Annotated in this window: 17 protein-coding genes; 7 read left to right on the forward strand and 10 right to left on the reverse strand. The window is 53.6% G+C overall.

Annotated elements, in window-relative coordinates; genetic code table 11:
* Window positions 1-6: 6 nt before the first annotated feature.
* The 8 genes from R2940_08225 to R2940_08260 all read right to left on the reverse strand — a co-directional run bounded on the left by R2940_08225 (window position 7) and on the right by R2940_08260 (window position 9,004).
* Window positions 7-555, reverse strand: a complete 549-nt coding sequence (locus R2940_08225; protein MEZ4599760.1) for a helix-turn-helix domain-containing protein — start codon at window positions 553-555, stop codon at window positions 7-9.
* Window positions 542-1,483, reverse strand: a complete 942-nt coding sequence (locus tag R2940_08230) for a P-loop NTPase (protein ID MEZ4599761.1) — start codon at window positions 1,481-1,483, stop codon at window positions 542-544. Before R2940_08230 ends, R2940_08225 begins: the two co-directional genes overlap by 14 nt.
* Window positions 1,484-1,831: 348 nt before the next feature.
* Window positions 1,832-2,911, reverse strand: coding sequence for a GNAT family N-acetyltransferase (locus R2940_08235; GenBank protein ID MEZ4599762.1), 1,080 nt, complete (start codon window positions 2,909-2,911; stop codon window positions 1,832-1,834).
* Between the two features lie 47 nt (window positions 2,912-2,958).
* On the reverse strand, window positions 2,959-3,885 hold the full coding sequence (locus R2940_08240) for a proline dehydrogenase family protein (protein ID MEZ4599763.1): 927 nt from the start codon (window positions 3,883-3,885) through the stop codon (window positions 2,959-2,961).
* Window positions 3,886-4,160: 275 nt separating this feature from the next.
* Window positions 4,161-4,412 carry a hypothetical protein gene (locus R2940_08245; protein ID MEZ4599764.1) on the reverse strand — a complete coding sequence of 84 codons (252 nt, stop codon included), beginning with the start codon at window positions 4,410-4,412 and terminating at the stop codon, window positions 4,161-4,163.
* A gap of 272 nt (window positions 4,413-4,684) precedes the next feature.
* Window positions 4,685-5,362 carry a PilZ domain-containing protein gene (locus R2940_08250; GenBank protein MEZ4599765.1) on the reverse strand — a complete coding sequence of 226 codons (678 nt, stop codon included), beginning with the start codon at window positions 5,360-5,362 and terminating at the stop codon, window positions 4,685-4,687.
* A gap of 501 nt (window positions 5,363-5,863) precedes the next feature.
* Window positions 5,864-7,564, reverse strand: coding sequence for a transporter (locus R2940_08255; GenBank protein ID MEZ4599766.1), 1,701 nt, complete (start codon window positions 7,562-7,564; stop codon window positions 5,864-5,866).
* 105 nt (window positions 7,565-7,669) lie between these two features.
* Entirely contained in the window at window positions 7,670-9,004 is a 1,335-nt protein-coding gene (locus tag R2940_08260; GenBank protein ID MEZ4599767.1) for a sigma-54 dependent transcriptional regulator, read from the reverse strand.
* Window positions 9,005-9,635: 631 nt separating this feature from the next.
* Between R2940_08260 and R2940_08265 the strand changes: the two genes are divergently transcribed.
* From R2940_08265 to R2940_08285, 5 genes are all read left to right on the forward strand, one after another.
* Complete coding sequence (locus tag R2940_08265; GenBank protein ID MEZ4599768.1) at window positions 9,636-10,304, forward strand: hypothetical protein; 669 nt, start codon at window positions 9,636-9,638, stop codon at window positions 10,302-10,304.
* Window positions 10,305-10,399: 95 nt separating this feature from the next.
* Window positions 10,400-10,777, forward strand: a complete 378-nt coding sequence (locus tag R2940_08270; protein MEZ4599769.1) for a hypothetical protein — start codon at window positions 10,400-10,402, stop codon at window positions 10,775-10,777.
* A gap of 22 nt (window positions 10,778-10,799) precedes the next feature.
* Window positions 10,800-11,513 (forward strand): C39 family peptidase, encoded by a 714-nt coding sequence (locus R2940_08275; GenBank protein MEZ4599770.1) that lies wholly within the window; start codon window positions 10,800-10,802, stop codon window positions 11,511-11,513.
* Window positions 11,514-11,585: 72 nt separating this feature from the next.
* Entirely contained in the window at window positions 11,586-12,308 is a 723-nt protein-coding gene (locus tag R2940_08280) for a hypothetical protein (GenBank protein MEZ4599771.1), read from the forward strand.
* Between the two features lie 79 nt (window positions 12,309-12,387).
* On the forward strand, window positions 12,388-12,978 hold the full coding sequence (locus R2940_08285; protein MEZ4599772.1) for a hypothetical protein: 591 nt from the start codon (window positions 12,388-12,390) through the stop codon (window positions 12,976-12,978).
* 182 nt (window positions 12,979-13,160) lie between these two features.
* Here R2940_08285 and R2940_08290 read toward each other — a convergent pair whose 3' ends face one another.
* The gene (locus R2940_08290) at window positions 13,161-13,553 is read right to left on the reverse strand and encodes a hypothetical protein (protein MEZ4599773.1); all 393 of its coding nucleotides are present in this window, start codon (window positions 13,551-13,553) and stop codon (window positions 13,161-13,163) included.
* 90 nt (window positions 13,554-13,643) lie between these two features.
* On the opposite strand from R2940_08290, the gene R2940_08295 reads away from it, so the two are divergent.
* A complete protein-coding gene (locus R2940_08295) occupies window positions 13,644-14,837 on the forward strand; it encodes a Xaa-Pro peptidase family protein (protein MEZ4599774.1) in 1,194 nt (397 codons plus the stop codon).
* Between the two features lie 86 nt (window positions 14,838-14,923).
* Here R2940_08295 and R2940_08300 read toward each other — a convergent pair whose 3' ends face one another.
* On the reverse strand, window positions 14,924-15,124 hold the full coding sequence (locus R2940_08300) for a cold-shock protein (GenBank protein MEZ4599775.1): 201 nt from the start codon (window positions 15,122-15,124) through the stop codon (window positions 14,924-14,926).
* 475 nt (window positions 15,125-15,599) lie between these two features.
* Here R2940_08300 and R2940_08305 point away from each other — a divergent pair, with 475 nt between their 5' ends.
* Window positions 15,600-16,235 (forward strand): hypothetical protein, encoded by a 636-nt coding sequence (locus R2940_08305; protein MEZ4599776.1) that lies wholly within the window; start codon window positions 15,600-15,602, stop codon window positions 16,233-16,235.
* Window positions 16,236-16,262 lie beyond the last annotated feature (27 nt).

A 16,262-nucleotide genomic window follows, 5' to 3' on the forward strand; every position in this document is an offset into this window, starting at 1 on the left:
GCCGGGTCAGAGTGGGGGTTCTGCTTTTTTCATACAGCGGGACAGATAGATATGAGCCACTTCCTGCGGCTGGCAAAAGCCCAGAATTTTGGCGTATTCGAGCACGAACCCCCGCAGGTAGACTGCTTCCGGCAGGCGTTCGTACATGTCCTGTTCGATCTGATCCAGTCGCATGGAACTGATTTTGGTCCGCTCTGCAATGTCCCTCAGGGTGAGCCCTGATCTTTCCCGAAGCTGGCGCAGCGACTGCCCAATCGAATCCGACCGGGACAGCTCGGTGAGTGGCGGCAGACGGACTTCCTGTTTGTCGCCAGCCGTAACGGGGGGTCCCGGTGTCGACCGTGCCAGTCGCTGGATAATTCTATCGTAAGCCGTTTTCAGTTCTCCCAGCCTTTCCTGCCGCATGGCACTGTCGAGCAATCCGTAAGTCGCAAGAGAATCTTCCGCATACAATTGCTGGATATTCTGCCAGGCCAGCTCGACCTCCCGCAGGCTCAAACCGGCTTCGATTCCCAACAGAGCGCAGTCCCTCCCATGATTTTCAGCGTTCAGCATCGTCGACCTCCCTTTTTTCGATTTGGGCCCTGGCGATTTTCCTGATGGATCTGGAAAAGGCGCTCTCGGGAAACGCTTCGATCACCGGGCGTTTCAAGCGAATGGCGTCCCGAACCCGGTCGTCGTACTGGATGTCGCCGAGAAAGGCCGCCTGGAGACCGAAAAAGTGGCGGTAGGCAAGAGACATTTTCGTCCCCAGTTCCAAATCTTCCTTGCGTTGAACCTGATTGACGATCAACCCCGGTGCAAGCGATTTGATGTCCCGCTCGATGGCCGCGCCTGCCGCAGGATCCAGTTCGCTGACCCGTGTCAGCAGATCCCTGGGAGAGCGGATGCCTCGCACGATCTTCTCTTCCATGGCCTGATCCACTATCCTGGCGGCACCGGCCCTTTTAATGGCGTTTTTCAATCCTCGAAAATAAGCAGCCTTGAAAAAATGGTAGGCATTTTCAACGGCAGTAAAAACCGGCATGACGACCAGAACGGGTTTTTCTGCGGCGAGAAAAAAATCGAGAACATTGAATGCCGAACCGGCTCCGAGGTCCATCAGAACATGGTGGGTTTTCAGGGTTCCGAGTTGGCGGATAATTTTCTCTTTCAGGGCATGCTTGGGGTTGGCCATATCGAGTTGGGCCTGCCCGCCGCTGATCAGCCACAGGTTGGGGACGGGGGTGGGAAGGAGAAGTTTCTCAAGGGAAGGGACTTTACGGGAAAAGAGGTCGGCCAGGGAAACCTTGGGGTTAGGCATGCCGAAGAGGGTATGCTGGTTGGCACCCCCCAGGTCGGCATCCAGGATGACGCACTTTTCTCCCAGCTCGGCCAAAGCGACGGCCAGATTCGCCGTAATCACGGACTTGCCCACCCCGCCTTTGCCGCTGGCAAAGGCCCAGATTCGTGGGAGGTTTTTCCGGAGGCCTTTTACCTGCAAATCTCCTCCCTGATAAACCAGATAAAGAGTTGTCAGTAACCAGGATGCCAGACCTGTTCTGCTTTTGCATAAGGAATGCCGGTTTGGGCGCCAGTTCTTACTTTGGAAGCGAGGTGCCCCCGTCCGGCCGGAAAAATCGACGATTCGCTTGCCAATATGAAACTGTTTGGTCATTTGCCCAGGAATTTCAGGCGATTGGACAATAGGACAGCACCCTTTATGCGCCATCACACAGGGGAGGGTGACAGAAATTGCTGAGAGGACGGTGCAAATCGACAGATATCCGAAAGTCGCCCTGCCGGGGCACTACCTGGGGCAACGCGAAGTTTTCCTGATCGTAGTTCGCGGCTAGCCGCTAGCTGCCGAGTAGTTGGCCGTTTCATTTTTTTCAACCGGTGAGCGGTAGGCAGGAAAGAACTGTGCCTTGCCCAGGGGCACGCCGTAGTACAGCGACCAGGCAGTAGCAAGTTTTTTGTAGGCCGTCTCGTCATGAATCCTTTTGTGGACGGAAAACATGACCCGCAGCGGGGAAAATCCGGCTTTGAAGCGGAAAATGCCGTCATCCTCCTTGTAGCCGCCGCCAAGAAGCATTCGACGCTTCCCGGTCCTGGCCGCCCACAGGATGGTAGACCACAGGTATTGATTGACAGGACGAACCCGTGAATAATCCATATCCGCTGCCGAAAGGTGCCAATAGACGTCGTCGCCGCCATGAAAGAAAAGGCCGCCGGCCACAAGATGGTTTTCGAATTCCGCCAGGACCAGAAAAGCGTTGTTCGGCATGGATTCAAATATCGTGGTGAAATATTTTAGCGGCAACCTATAGCACTCCAGGGCTTTTCGGCGGTCCATTGTAGAGGCATGAAGTTTTTGAAAGGCTTTTACATCCTCGATGGATTCTGCACGGCGCACCCGAACCCCTGCCTTTTCCGCCTGCCGGGTCATGCGTCGCGTATCAGAAGTCAGCGATTTCGACCAGAGAGCGCTTTCACCCATGGTCAGGTCGATATAAACGATTTCCCGATTCAGTACCGTATACGCCGGATCGAGCAGGTCTTCGTTGCCATGCCAGGGGGTCATGTGGGCGAATTCGGCCACAATGTTGTTGCGGCCGCAATACCGTTCGAACCGCTCGACAAAGCTCTTCCGGTCCGATTCACTCAAGCCTCCCTTTTTAACAATCAGGGGTCCGGTATACTCGGGCGTGAAGATATCCCAACGAGGCTCATTGGCTCCTGCGGCGAAAGGCAGGGTGTTGACCGGCCTAAGGAAAAAAGGGTAGGCGATGGTTGAATGCTCGCTTTTCCAGACGAACAGTCGGGCGGGGAAACCGCTTTGTTGTTCAATAACCCGGACATATTCAAGGCTTCCCATGACGCAGCACTCCGGCGGCAGAACTTGCCGCCATCGATCCGCGTCAGATGTCATCAACAGGTCATCCTGGATCATCGTCATGTCCTCCGTCCGCAGCGGTTTTAAAACGGCACCCGGCGACAGGATTCATTTATCCGGCGCAAAATTCCTTCCGGTATCCTGCGAATGCAGCCCAGGGTGTAAGCATACCAATTGCCGCCATACGGCACGTAACAGCGGACATTGAATCCCTCCTGAATCAGGCGTTTCTGCAGATCAGTCCGAACACCATAGAGCAGCTGCAATTCAAAGGAATCCGGGGCAATTCCCGCTTCGGCGGAAAGCTTTTGCGAGTAAAAGAGAAAACCGGCATCGTGGGTGGCAATGGCCGGTCGCCATCCGCGGGTCAAAAGCAGCTCCAGATCCTCCCGAAAGACTTGTTCAACTTGAGATTTCCGGCGATATACGATCTCGGAGGTTTCCCAATATCCGCCTTTCACAAGTCTGATGCTGGCACCGGCATCGAGCAGGCGGCGGAGATCTCCTCGGCGTTGGCGCAGATAGGACTGGAGAACAATGCCGACCGTTGCCGGGCCATAGAGTTGCAGCATGTCCTCGAAAATAGCGAGGGTTTTTTCGACATAGGGGGATTCCTCCATGTCGATGCAGACAAAATTTCCCAACTTCTCGGCGCTGTCGAGAATCCGTCGCAGCAGATGGCGGCACATGGATTCGTCAATGTCAAGACCGATCTGGGTGAGCTTGACCGAAAGGTTGCAGTCCAGGCCCTCCTGTCCCATGCGCTCCAGGGCAGCGATATTGGCCTCTGCTGCTGAGATCGCTTCGGCTTTCTCCCGAATATGGGTTCCTATAAAATTCAACGTTCCCTTCATGGCATTGGCATTAAGCTGCTTGACCGCCGCGACCCCCGCATCCAGGTCTTCCCCCGCAACAAATTGCCATGCAATGTCACGTATTCCCGGTGTGCTCACAATCGCTTTGCGAAGCCAAGGCTGACCGGCCACGGTCGACAAGATGCTTCGAATCATGATTGAGATGTCTCCTTCCGACAATACAAGACGAGGCTTAGGATTAATTTGTCCTTATGACTTGCGTGTTAAGCATAGCTCATAGAAGCAATCTTTCAATTGTCGGCCCGGGTTTTCTCCAGATGCATTCTCATTATCGAGAAGAGCGCACCAAAATTATTGAATTGATGAGTGAATCGAGGACGTGATCGGGGATATTCAGGTGGGGCATGGCATGAAGCGAGGGTCTCTGAAGAGAGAAAAACCCCCGGATGGTCACCGGGGGCCTGGAGATTTCAGTTCTGTTTTTCTGTCGGTTCGAAGGCGGCAAATTCGGCTTCGTCCAGTTTGCCGTCCTGGTTGGCGTCGACTTTCTTGAATTCCTGGTTAAGGGATTCTGAGCTTGCCGCTTCCTGACCGGAAATGTATCCATCCTGATCGACATCAAGGGTTTGGAAAGTCGAAGGGGCACTTTCTTCACCGGCAAAGGCGGTGACGGAAAACAATACAGCGGCCAGCAGACAAAGGTTGGTCAGGATCCTTTTCATGGTTTTCCTCCGTTCTGGTAAGGGTTTATGATTTGCCCAAATGGCTGTCGCTAAAGATAGGATGGCAACCTTTGTGCCAAGCTGGAAAACCGTGAAAAAACGGATAATTGGAAGGCGTTATTGAAAGAAGATCCGGAATGCGCTCTTTTTTCGTCTCCTGCCGACGACAGGAGACAGGGTTTTTTTCGGTTCGCTTTGATGATAGGCTGCTAACCGCTCAACTTGCTTGTGTCGCCAGCCGCCGACATGCGATTGTCAAGGCAGAGAAACATCTAAGGGAGATTTAGTTTTCTGCAAAGTTCATTCAATTGGGAGGAGTTGAGGTCGATGAACTTGACCCCTATGCCGGGAAAGGAGTCCCGGCTGCCCCAGGGTATGACGTTCTGAATTTGAACCTGGTAGGGGGAAGGTTCCGAAAAATGGATAAACCGAACCCAGGCTCTTTCGGTCATATTCCAGTTTCCAACCGAAAACAAAAAACAGCCTCCCAGGGAGATGTCGCGGGTCACGGTTTTTTCTGTCCGATCATCGAAAAAATTTTCGTCAGGACTTAACAGGGCGCAAAAATGTGCTGTGATCCGTTTGCTTTCCCGAAAAGTCCTTCCCGGATTGGGGAGGCAAAATTGTTCCAAAAAATGACCCAAGGGGTCTTCCCGATCCAGGGAATGGCCGAGCAGCAGGCCCCGAAAACATTGTCCCGAGGAATCCCAGCGAAGTCTCAAGGTCGGATAGAAATCGGAAATTTCCTGAAGGATTGCCTTTTCTGAAGGGGTGGCTCTTACGGCTTTCAGGACATCCAGAATCGTTCCGCTGAACGCCTTGATCTGCAGCCTCCGCCGCATCTCCAGAACGGAATTTACCGTTTCGAACCGCATGCCAATGGTTTTCAATGCGCTTTCAAGGGCAAGGCGCGTTTTGGAATTGTCGGCGAGTATCAAAACCTGGGTCATTACAAACCTTTCAACGTCATGTCGAGTCCCAGCCCTGCATTAAAATGTAACATGTTTCCCTCATTCATATCGGCACCTGATTTAACTTCATTGAGGGCTGGTCAACTTTTTTTCAATGAAGGAGAAGAAAGAAGCCCCTGTTGCCGGCAGGGTTTTCTTATTGGGGAGGCCGGGTTGTGCCAGCGAAACGAACACAGAACGGATTGTTTGACTGGAAAAGCAAAAGAGCCCGATCCCCTTGCTAATATCTCCCGCATTAAACGGAAGATCAAGCACGGACCAGGCTCTTTTCCCCCGATACCTCCGGAACGACTTTCTCCATCGGTTTCGCACATTCCCGGTACCGAACAACGGGTCCCAGGAATGTGGTTGCGGGGGTGCCGATTCCGCCGCTAACACCTCCGGGCCGGTGGTTTGCCGGCAACGGGGAACGACGGAATCTACAATTTCAGTATACTGAACCAGTCGTTGGGGCGCAACCCGGTTTCCGTTAAAATGCCGTCAGAAGGTCATCGGCACCCGCAGGGTCAATTGCACATCAGGCGCCTCTTCGGTCAAACCTCCGGAAAGCGAGAGGTTCAGGTTGCTGTTGTTGCTCAAGCGGTAGGATCCCCCCAGAAGCAGGCTGCCGACGTGGGTGGTAATCGCCCCAGGCGGTTCATCATCGTCAAACTTGGATTTCAGGATGATGTTGTGTTCATAGCCGAGGCTGAAAGAGGCTTTTTCGTTAATTCCGTATCCTACCCCAAAGTTGAAGCCGATGGTGTCGCCCGGTTCCACATCGCTGAAGCCCCATTTGTCGCTATCGATATCGTTTCGATCGAAATAGTACATGTAGCTGACTGAGCCGAAAAAGACGGCAGGATCGGATGGGAAAATCGCCGTCAGACTCGGCTGAATGCCCCAGAAGCCTGAACCGGTGGGCAGTTCGGAAGGCAGGTTGGAGTCGGGGTCGATATCCACCTCGAAAGGATCCGTGCCGCTATCCGATTTGACGCGGATGCCGCCGATGAAAATCGGGCCGTTCCCCTGTGGCATGTTGAACTGGTAACGCAGGCCGAATTCGATATCGCCGAGGTCGTTGCCGTCCGAATCGAAGGACTCGGGAGTATCATCCGTGTTCTGGGAGTCTCTCGAACTGGACTCATCGCGGTACACATAGGGGATTTTCAGCTCCAGTTCCATCCGGTTGGTCAGGCCGTAGCGCGTGGTCAGGGCGCCGACGAAGGCGTTCCGGTTGACGCTTCTGACGTCGATCAGGCCGATGGTGATGGCGGGAATGATCGTATATCCAAGCAGGGCCACCCGAGTGGAAGAGGAGTAGGAGTATTGCAGGGAGGGCTCCAGAACCCATTTCCCCTTCGGGGTCAGCACGCCCTGGCGTTCGAATATGGCCTCGATCTCCTGATATTTTTCCTCCTCCGGTTGCTTTTCCGGCGGGCGGCCGACGGGCTGGGCCGGCGTTGCAGGGCCCGCAGTGCTTGCGACCCGGGTCGTGGTGGCGGGCGTGACGGGTTGGGCGGGCTGTGTCGATGGTTTTGCCATTCCCAGTTTCACCTGCATGGCTTCGATCCGCTGCTGTTGTTCATTCATGGTCTTTTCCAACTTGTCCCGATAGGCCATGTATCTGGACTGCTCCTCCGCAAACTGCTGCTGCAGCCGTGCGAGTTGCTCCCTTTCCGCCTCCAGGAATTGCCGCATTCGGGTCATCTCTTCCGGGGTAGGCGTCTGCCCTGACAATTCGGACTCCCCGGGGCCCCGGCCACTGATGGTGGAAGAGGTTTTTTCGGAAATCGGAGCGGGAAGCTGTTTTTGCCATGTGACTTCTATGGTGCGATCCCTCTGTTTTATGGAATAGGAAGGCAGGTTGGAGTGCTCGGCTTCGAGCACGACTCTGGTTGTCCCATGATCGTGTCCCACCCGCAAAATTTTGAATCCGTCCGTTGCAGGATAGGACGCTTTTTCCAGCTCCGGGACCACCTTCTGAATATCGAGGACAAGGCGGGCCGGCCCGGTCAGTTCGAAGTAACGAAAACCCTCAATTTTTCCGTCTGTCTCCAGAAGCGCTCGGCCTTCGCCTACCATCAGGGACAGCAGTTTCCTGGCGGGCACATCTTTTGACGACGGTTCCTCAAGACTCAGACAGAGGTTCGGGTAAAGCAGAAGCAGTGCAAGAGAAAAGATCAGGGCCAAAGTCCGCATATAACCCTCCTTTAGCAGTCAAAAGCAGCCTGTTGGAAAGGGGATTCCGGGAACCGGGGGCTTGCCCCTTCCGGCCCGGAGTTCCAGTTCGAAAGAGAAGGATCTTCATACGATATTGAATTTGTTCATCAGGCGATAAAGAGTGACTCGCGACACTCCGAGATGCCGCGCAGTTTGGGACACGTTGTTTCCGTTCATTTTCAGACAGCGCTGGATGGTTTCCATTTCGGCTTTGTCCCGCGCGTCGTCCAAAGAAATCCTGCTTCTTGTGGCAGTCCTCTTCTCCAGCCCAAGGTCGGCAGGGGTGATAAGGGTGTTTTCGGTCATTATGACCGCCCGTTGTACCCTGTTGATCAACTCCCTCACATTACCCTGCCAGTCGTGGGTTCGCATGGTCAGCATGGCCTGTTTGCTGAAACCTTTGGCTTTGGAGATCTGCTCGCGGGAAAACTTCTCGAAAAAGGTAATGGCCAGTAATTCGATATCCCCCTCGCGTTCCCGAAGGGGGGGCATTTTCAGGTGCAGCACATTCAGACGGTAATAGAGGTCCTCGCGAAAGGTCCCCTCTTTCACAGCCTTTTCAAGATTCACATGGGTAGCGGCAATAACGCGGACATCCAAGGGAATGCTCCGGGTCGAACCGATCCTTTCGATGGTTTTCTCCTGAAGAAAGCGCAACAGGTTCACTTGCAGATTGAGCGGCAGATCGCCGATTTCGTCGAGAAGGATTGTGCCGCCGCCGGCCGCCTCAAAATGCCCGATCTTGCGTTGATTGGCGCCGGTGAAAGCGCCTTTTTCATGCCCGAATAGTTCGGATTGGATGAGATGGATAGGCAGGGCGCCGCAATTCACGGCGATGAAGGGGCCCTTGTGACGTGCGGAATGACGATGTATCGCCCTCGCCGCCAATTCCTTGCCCGTACCGCTTTCCCCTCGGATCAGAACAGGGCTTTCTGCGTGCCGGATTTTTGCAAGATCGGAAAAAAGCTCACGCATGACCGGGCTGTTGCCGATCATCTGGTAATCGAAGCCGGATGGAGGGTTGTTTCGAAGCTTGTCCTTCAATCTGCCCTTGCCGTAAGCGCGTCCGAGGGTGACCAGCAGACGGGGCAGATCCGGTGGAAGGGTATGATAATCGTAGAAATTATGAGCGACAAATTTGCACAACAGAAACCGGGACATGCAATCGGCGGGCAGGAGGGCAATCCATTCCATGTTTCGGCATGCCGAAAAAATCTTTTCAATATCTTCCAGTAGATCATCACTGAAACGGTTGATGGCCAGAATGCCTACTACGCAATCCTCGTTGGCGGATTTCAATTCTCTTGCCTGATCGATACCCCTTGCCTGAACGATTTCCCAGCCCTCTTCAATAACTCCTGACAACGGGGCAAGCGAGTCCGCATCGAGTTGCAGGACAAGCAGCTTTCGGGTCAACATTGTCTGTCTCCCTCAGTTGATAATCCAATCTCAGGCATTTCCCCAATATGAGTGATCCCGGACAGCAGGGGCTCTCGCTGTCGAGGCTGTCACAGGAGTACTGGTCAGCACAGTGATTGTCTGGCAGGAGAACTGGCAGAGGGACATGATGTCGAAAAGAGGAATCTCCTGGCCGTCCATCTGATCAAACCAAAATGATTGCAGCAATTAAGATTTTGTCATGATGTATATCCTATAATGAAAATATTCGATGTCAACCCTGGCACTCCATTTTTAGGCAGGCGAATCGACCCATTGCAGCGTGAATATCTTGGCGGGATGTAACATATCCGTTACAGGTGCCGGCCTGGCTGGGAGTGGTGGGCATGCCCTGTTAAACAGGCTGTCCCGCTCTCTACTTCGCCGGCCTCCGGTATGAGACCTGTTTCATTTACTTTACAATCCGGCCCCTTTCCAGCTTTCCCCGGAAGTGCCTCTTTTTGCTAAATTATTGTTTGGAAACAATAATTTACGGTCATAGTGCATCGAATGGTACGCTCCTTGCCCTTAGAGAAGTCCGTATGCCGGGTGTCTTTCCAGCTATCACAACGATTGGCAATTGAACTCGTCACCAAGACAAAGGAGGCAGTACATGAAGAGATGGAGAGTTTTAGGATTACCATTGGCTATCGCGCTGCTGGCTTTGGGCATCCCCGCCCAAGGTTCGGCAATCGAGGACTCCAACGTGGCCGACAACATGTCTTTGGCCGTCCAGGACAATCTCAATTACAACGACGTTGCCGCAGTGAACTCGGCCATCATCGAGGACAACCTCAACGGCCCCATCGGCAACGACACCCAGGTCGCCAAGCAGGCGGCCAACGACCAATCTGTTGCCGTTGACGACAGCCTCAACGACAATAATGTCGCATTCGGCAACTCAGCGATTATCGAAGACAACCTCAACGGCCCCATCGGCAACGATATCCAGGTGGCCAAGCAGGCTGCAAACGATAATTCCGTTGTAGTGGACGATATTACCGACGTCGGCAACTTCGACAGCAGTCTCACCATCGGCGATATCGACGTCAAGGTTGCCGCCAGCGTGCTCAGCGGAAGCGTGGCCTTCAATTACATCGGGACCGGCTACGGTCTGTATGGCGGCAAAGTGGAAGTCAAAACCGGAGACAACTGCTTCGCTCATGGGGACAACTTCAGTGCCAACGGAATTTTCACCAATTCCCAGAATACGGGGCTGATGTCCCAGACCCAGCAATCCATCAGTGTGCAGGCGAACCTGATTAACCAGGCTGCTCAGTAAAAAAGATGTTTCCCGGCGGCGGTGCAGTGCCGTCGCCGGCCTTTCCCGGCGTACAGGCTGACGTCCAATGCAACCTCACATGAGGAGGCAGGAACATGAGACACACCAAGATATCTCTACTGGCTGCGGCAATGTTCGGTTTCCTGCTGGTGCCGCCCAACGGTCTGGCTCAGGATGATTCGCCGCAGTTCATTACGGCATTTCTCGAGTTGGGCCAGGCGGCTTCGGAGGATGAGCTGGTTCTGGAATCGGGCGGCCAGGCAATGGAGATCGACAAAATCTATATGCAGCTCAATGAAGTAGGCATGAATGCGAACATGGATGGCAATGCTCTGGAAAGCAATTCCACCGGCATGAACCTGATTGGCAGTGATGCCTTTTCCAACATGAACGGCTTTGCCACTGTCATCCAGAATTCGGGCAACCAGGTGATCATCCAGAGCGATCTGATCGTGAACGTAGATATGCACTGAGTCGTGGATCGAAGGTGACCTTATGAATGGGATTTCAAAAGTTTCCTTGATGGCGCTGTTTGTCCTGATCCTGCAGGTTTTCCCTGCCGGCAAGGCGGCAGCGGGCTTGGTGGTGATTCCGGGCCTTTCGGGTGGCGGAATCAATGTCCAGGTCACCAGCCGCAAGGAAGCCCTGTTCGAAACCACCGTTCGTCAGCAATACGATTACAGTTGCGGTTCCGCGGCATTGGCGACCCTGCTGACCTACCACTATGGAACCGAAGTTTCCGAGCAGGACGTATTTTCCTGGATGTATGAAAAAGGCGACCAGGAAAAAATCCGTCGGGAAGGCTTTTCTCTTCTCGATATGAAGAACTACCTGGAGGCAAGAAAATTTCGGGCGGACGGGTACTATGTCGGTCTCGACAAACTGGCCGCCGCCGGGGTTCCTGCCATCGTGCTGATCAACCTTCAGGGATACCGGCATTTTGTGGTGGTCAAGGGTGTCACCGACAAACGGGTGCTGGTCGGAGATCCTGCTTCGGGAATCAAGGTAATGCCACGGGATGAATTTGAAAAGATGTGGAACGGTCTGGTGTTCATCATCCGCAACGACACGGTTGTTGCGGGAGGAAAATTCAACCGTATCGATGAATGGAAAGTCAGAGGAAAGATACCCATGGGAGTTGCCGTGCGGCCCAATGAACTGGCTAACGTCACCTATCTGATGCCGGGTGCGGGATACGCAGGACCCTGAGTCCGGGGCCCGGGCAATTTAGTCAAAGTAAGTTCATTCAACCCAATGCTCTAACAATCCAGGAGGCAAACAATGAAAAGATGGACCTTATTGGCTTTACCGCTCGCTATCGCCCTTTTGACTGCCGGCGTCGCCCAAAAAGGTTGGTCCGAAACGATTGAAGACTCCAACCTGGTCGACAACAATTCCGCCGCTCTGCAGGATAACCTGAACAGCAATGATGTTGCGGTGGACAATTCCGCTATCATCGAGGACAATCTCAACGGTCCGATCGGCAACGACACCCAGTTGGCCAAACAGGCCGCCAATGACCAGTCCATTGCCGTGGATGATACCGCCAACGGCAACAACGTGGCTGCCAACCAGTCTGCTGTAATCGAGGACAATCTCAACGGTCCGATCGGTAACGACATTCAGCTGGGCAAGCAGGCGGCCAATGACGGCTCCCTGGTTATCGACGATATCGAAAACGTGGCCAATACCGACGCCAGCATCACCATCGGCGATATCGACGTCAAGGTAGCCGCCAGCGTGCTCAACGGGGAAGTGAGCGGAAATACCATCGCGCTCGAGGAGTTTTTCAATGCAGTCCCCGTGAATGACAGTGTAAGCTCGGTTCCCCCCAATGGCCCTCCCGGGGGAGAAAGCAAAATTGAAATCACAACGGGAGACAACAGCTTCGCTTACGGATGCGGATTCACCGCCAGCGGAATTTTCGCCAACAGCCAGAATACCGGTCTGATGTCCCAAACTCAGCAGTCCATCAGTGTTCAGGCCAATCTGATCAATCCGTAATTCAGAAAGCCACACTGCCTGGTGACGTCAATGGGGGCGTCACCGGGCAGATCGTTTTTCCCCGGGAGGAACAGGAAAAATGAGCTTACCGGCAAAAAAAACCTTGGCCAGATTGACCCTGGTTTTGGCCACCCTCTTCCTGACCACGAATCCCTCATTCGCGGCAATGATTGAATTCCAGGACGCGCCGGTAGTCGATCGAGATCATCTCGATAGCATGCGGGGGGGATTTGTAACGCGCGATCATGGTCTCATTTCTCTGGGCATTACCAAGGTGATCAACATAGACGGGATTCTGAAAGTCACCAATTCCCTGCAGATCCCGGATGTTGCGCGCCTGACAAAGACCCTGCGGAATGGCACCAGCGAAAACGGCGTCTTCAGCTACAGCTCTTATGAGGAAGCCACGGCACCGGGAATGGAGCAGGTGGCGGGACCCTCGGCAGACCAACTGGTTGTTTCCAGAGAGCTCGGTGCAGACGCCCTTTCCGGAGCAAAGGGCATGCTGGTCCTGAATGAAGGATTCAGCACCCTGATTCAGAACAACATGAACCAGAAAACCATACAGAATCTGACGATTGTCGAGGCGACGGTCGCCAGTGTCAGGCTGATCAGGGAGATCAACATGATGCACCGTATGAATGAGCAGATGATCAGCGCCATGCGGTGACAACAGGATTCTCTGGATGGATCGTTGTAAGGGCTCGATTCACGAAAAAAACAAGGTCCTGCAGGCATCAGGCCCCCAGGACCTTGTTTTTGACTTTCATCGGCTATGGGAAGGAGCGCCAACAAAAAAAGCCTGCAGCATCATGCTGCAGGCTTTTGGGGATACAGATTTTCCAAGAAAAATTACTTGGCGACTTCAGTGCTTTCCACGGCTTCGGCGGTTTCCTCAACCACTGCTGCACCTTCTGCGGCGGCTTCCTCGACCACGGCTTGGCCTTCTTCCACCATGGCCTGGCCTTCTTCCACCATAGCCTGGCCGGCGTCGGTCATCGCCTCGCCTGCGTCCTGCATGGTCGATTCAGCTTCGGTAGCCGCGGATTCGCTGGCCGGAGCGACGGGTTCTTCCTGCTTGGAACAGGCGATCGCCCCAATAAGTACTGCTAACAAACCGACTACGAGCAAAACCTTCCTCATTTTTTCCTCCCAATTGATGTGTTGAAACAGTTTGAAAACCCTCCAACCAAAAACAGACGGAATATACAAGAATTTTTTTTTGATTAAAAGGAAAATTTTCAAAATCGATAAAAATTATTTCTTGGATACCGAAGCCGGATCGTTTAAACTTGTGCAATTTTTTTCTGCCGCTATGGAGTCAAGGAGAAGATTATGGTCCAACGGGTACCTCTGTCAGAACTGACCTCGCGCATGTCCCGATTTCGACAGCGGATGGACCGTGCTGCTCCCGAATGGGAGGTGACAGTCCTGTTCGGCCGGATAAACCAGTACTATTTTTCAGGCACCATGCAGGATGGGGTGCTGTTGATTCCACGGGACAGGGAGAGTGTCTACTTTGTCCGTCGCGATATGGAAAGAGCTCGCGACGAGTCCCTGCTGCCGGGAATCGAACCGATGAGCAGTTTTCGCGATGTCGCCGAAAGACTGGGGTGCCCCCCCCAAAAAATCCACATCGAAACCGAAATCGTGCCGCTCGCTCACCTGCAGCGTTTCAGGAAATACTTTCCCGCCAGTGAAATCATGCCCGCCGATCCCCATGTTGCCGCGGTTCGTGCGGTTAAAAGCTCTTATGAGCTGGCGCGGATTGAACAGGCGGGGCAGATTCACCGCCATGTATTGGAAAACCTGGTCCCGGAGCTTCTGAGGGAGGGGATGAGTGAAGCGGATCTGGCCAGTAAGGTCTATCCGGTTCTGGTGGCCGAAGGCCATCAGGGGGTGGCCCGCTTCAGCATGTTTCAGAGTGATATGGGGATGGGTCTCTTCTGTTTCGGAGAAAGCTCCCTCTACCCAACCAGTTTCGACGGTCCCGGTGGCGGGTACGGCATGTACCCGGCGGTTCCGACGATCGGGAGCCACCGGCGGAAATTAACCAAAGGCGATCTGGTTTTTGTCGATTTCGCCTGTGGGGTGGAGGGCTATCACACCGATAAAACGATGACTTACGTTTTCGGCGCAGCACCGGGAGCAGATATGAAGGCTGTTCATGAACAGTGCGTGGCCATTCAAAATCGGGTTGCCGAAATGCTGGTTCCTGGGGCTGTTCCCGCCCAGGTTTACCAGACCGTCATGGACCGTCTCAGCCCGGAATTTCTTCAAAATTTCATGGGCTTCGGCAGTCGGCAATCCCGCTTTCTCGGGCATGGGATCGGATTGCAGGTCGATGAGCAGCCGGTTATAGCCAAGGGTTTCGATGAGCCTTTGCAGGAGGGGATGGTGTTTGCTGTAGAGCCGAAGAAAGGGATTGCGGGAGTCGGTATGGTTGGGACAGAAAATACTTTTGTCGTCACGGCCGAGGGCGGGCGCTGCCTGACGGGAGATCATCCCGGGCTTATGACCGTCTGTTGAAAAGGTTTCGGGGAAAGCTCCAGTAAAAAAAACCCTGCGGGCGAACCGCAGGGTTTTTTTGTCGATATGGGTGCTGCCAGACCAAATCAGATCTTGCGCACGTTAGCCGACTGAGGACCCTTCTGACCCTGGGTCACCTCAAAGGAGACACGGTCCCCTTCGGCGAGAGATTTGAAGCCGTCGCCCTGGATTGCCGAAAAGTGCACGAAAACGTCCGGGCCGTTATCCTGCTCAATAAAACCAAAACCTTTTGCGTCGTTAAACCACTTTACTGTACCTTCTGCCATTTTCTTCTCCATGGTTCCCAGCGGGAACTTTTTCTGTTGTTGTGCAAATTCTCGTGCTCAAAAAAGGAAAAACACACAGCCAAAGAAGATTGTGTGTTTCGTTACTGATTGACGCCCTGTCAATTACCGGCAACAAGAAACCCGCACAACTTGCTTAGTCACGTCGAACGTTAGCAGGTGCGAATACAAAATGCAAGTCTTTTTTTTAAAAATTTTTTCGGGCAGGAAAACTTTGGCAAAGCATTGAAGATAAAAGAGCGAATCTTCGCTTGAGTTATCCCTAATGTGCAATATTCTATTAATGTCGTTCCCGCTACGCTGATTCCGAGAGAACGGGCAGGGGCAGGTTTGAGATGGGCCGGTCAGGAGAAAAAGGTGAGAGTTATTTTGCCGGGTAAGTGAACCGGGAAACGTCTTTCGGCCATGAGACAGGCATAGGAGGCAACATACTTTCTTTGCAGCAGGGAGGAACGCAATGGAAGAGCAGATGGGTAACCAGGCGGGGGCTCACGGCAACACCCTCGAGGATTTTCGGTTTGATGCGAACAGAAAAGGCTTCGACCAGTTATTCAAGGACACGACCGACCTTTGGAAGGTCAATTTGGCAGATCTGGTCCTGGTCACGCTGGTTTTTGTGCTGGTGGCCTGGATTCCGGTGGTGAATGCAGGGTTTTTCGCCGGTTATTTTCGGGCACTGCGCAAGGTGGTGCGCCGGGAAAGGCCGGCTATCGCGGATATTTTTTCGGCCTGGGACTGTTTTGGTTCAGCCCTTGTCTACGGCATAGGTGTTTTCGTGGCCGAAATTATTCTCGGGATGCTTCCCGTCCTCGGTTGGGTTGCGGGACTGGCGCTGCTGTTTTTCGCCACGCCAGGGTTCTTTGCAATAGCCGATCGCAATGTTTCCCCGATTACGGCGGCCAAATGGAATGTTGCCGCCTTCAAGGGGGACCTTGGGGGTTGGGTGGCTGTATTGCTGGTCGGAGGGTTGATTGCCAACGCCGGTTTTCTCGTGTTGGTCCTCGGCGGACTTTTCACCCTCCCCTGGGGGGGCCTCCTTATGGTCATGCAGTATGTTAGCCAGGGGGACCTGGATGTTGCCGAGGAGGAGTAGGCGATCTCTTCTCGTAGGGATTATGGA

It is taken from the genome of Syntrophotaleaceae bacterium (genome assembly GCA_041390365.1).
GTDB lineage: Bacteria > Desulfobacterota > Desulfuromonadia > Desulfuromonadales > Syntrophotaleaceae > JAWKQB01.

Bases quoted from the DNA above. Each gene is read 5' to 3' on its own strand.
- R2940_08225 (MEZ4599760.1), bottom strand. From the start codon at position 555: ATGCTGAACGCTGAAAATCATGGGAGGGACTGCGCTCTGTTGGGAATC.
- R2940_08235 (MEZ4599762.1), bottom strand. From the start codon at position 2,911: ATGACATCTGACGCGGATCGATGGCGGCAAGTTCTGCCGCCGGAGTGC.
- R2940_08240 (MEZ4599763.1), bottom strand. From the start codon at position 3,885: ATGATTCGAAGCATCTTGTCGACCGTGGCCGGTCAGCCTTGGCTTCGC.
- R2940_08245 (MEZ4599764.1), bottom strand. From the start codon at position 4,412: ATGAAAAGGATCCTGACCAACCTTTGTCTGCTGGCCGCTGTATTGTTT.
- R2940_08250 (MEZ4599765.1), bottom strand. From the start codon at position 5,362: ATGACCCAGGTTTTGATACTCGCCGACAATTCCAAAACGCGCCTTGCC.
- R2940_08255 (MEZ4599766.1), bottom strand. From the start codon at position 7,564: ATGCGGACTTTGGCCCTGATCTTTTCTCTTGCACTGCTTCTGCTTTAC.
- R2940_08260 (MEZ4599767.1), bottom strand. From the start codon at position 9,004: ATGTTGACCCGAAAGCTGCTTGTCCTGCAACTCGATGCGGACTCGCTT.
- R2940_08265 (MEZ4599768.1), top strand. From the start codon at position 9,636: ATGAAGAGATGGAGAGTTTTAGGATTACCATTGGCTATCGCGCTGCTG.
- R2940_08270 (MEZ4599769.1), top strand. From the start codon at position 10,400: ATGAGACACACCAAGATATCTCTACTGGCTGCGGCAATGTTCGGTTTC.
- R2940_08275 (MEZ4599770.1), top strand. From the start codon at position 10,800: ATGAATGGGATTTCAAAAGTTTCCTTGATGGCGCTGTTTGTCCTGATC.
- R2940_08280 (MEZ4599771.1), top strand. From the start codon at position 11,586: ATGAAAAGATGGACCTTATTGGCTTTACCGCTCGCTATCGCCCTTTTG.
- R2940_08285 (MEZ4599772.1), top strand. From the start codon at position 12,388: ATGAGCTTACCGGCAAAAAAAACCTTGGCCAGATTGACCCTGGTTTTG.
- R2940_08295 (MEZ4599774.1), top strand. From the start codon at position 13,644: ATGGTCCAACGGGTACCTCTGTCAGAACTGACCTCGCGCATGTCCCGA.
- R2940_08300 (MEZ4599775.1), bottom strand. From the start codon at position 15,124: ATGGCAGAAGGTACAGTAAAGTGGTTTAACGACGCAAAAGGTTTTGGT.
- R2940_08305 (MEZ4599776.1), top strand. From the start codon at position 15,600: ATGGAAGAGCAGATGGGTAACCAGGCGGGGGCTCACGGCAACACCCTC.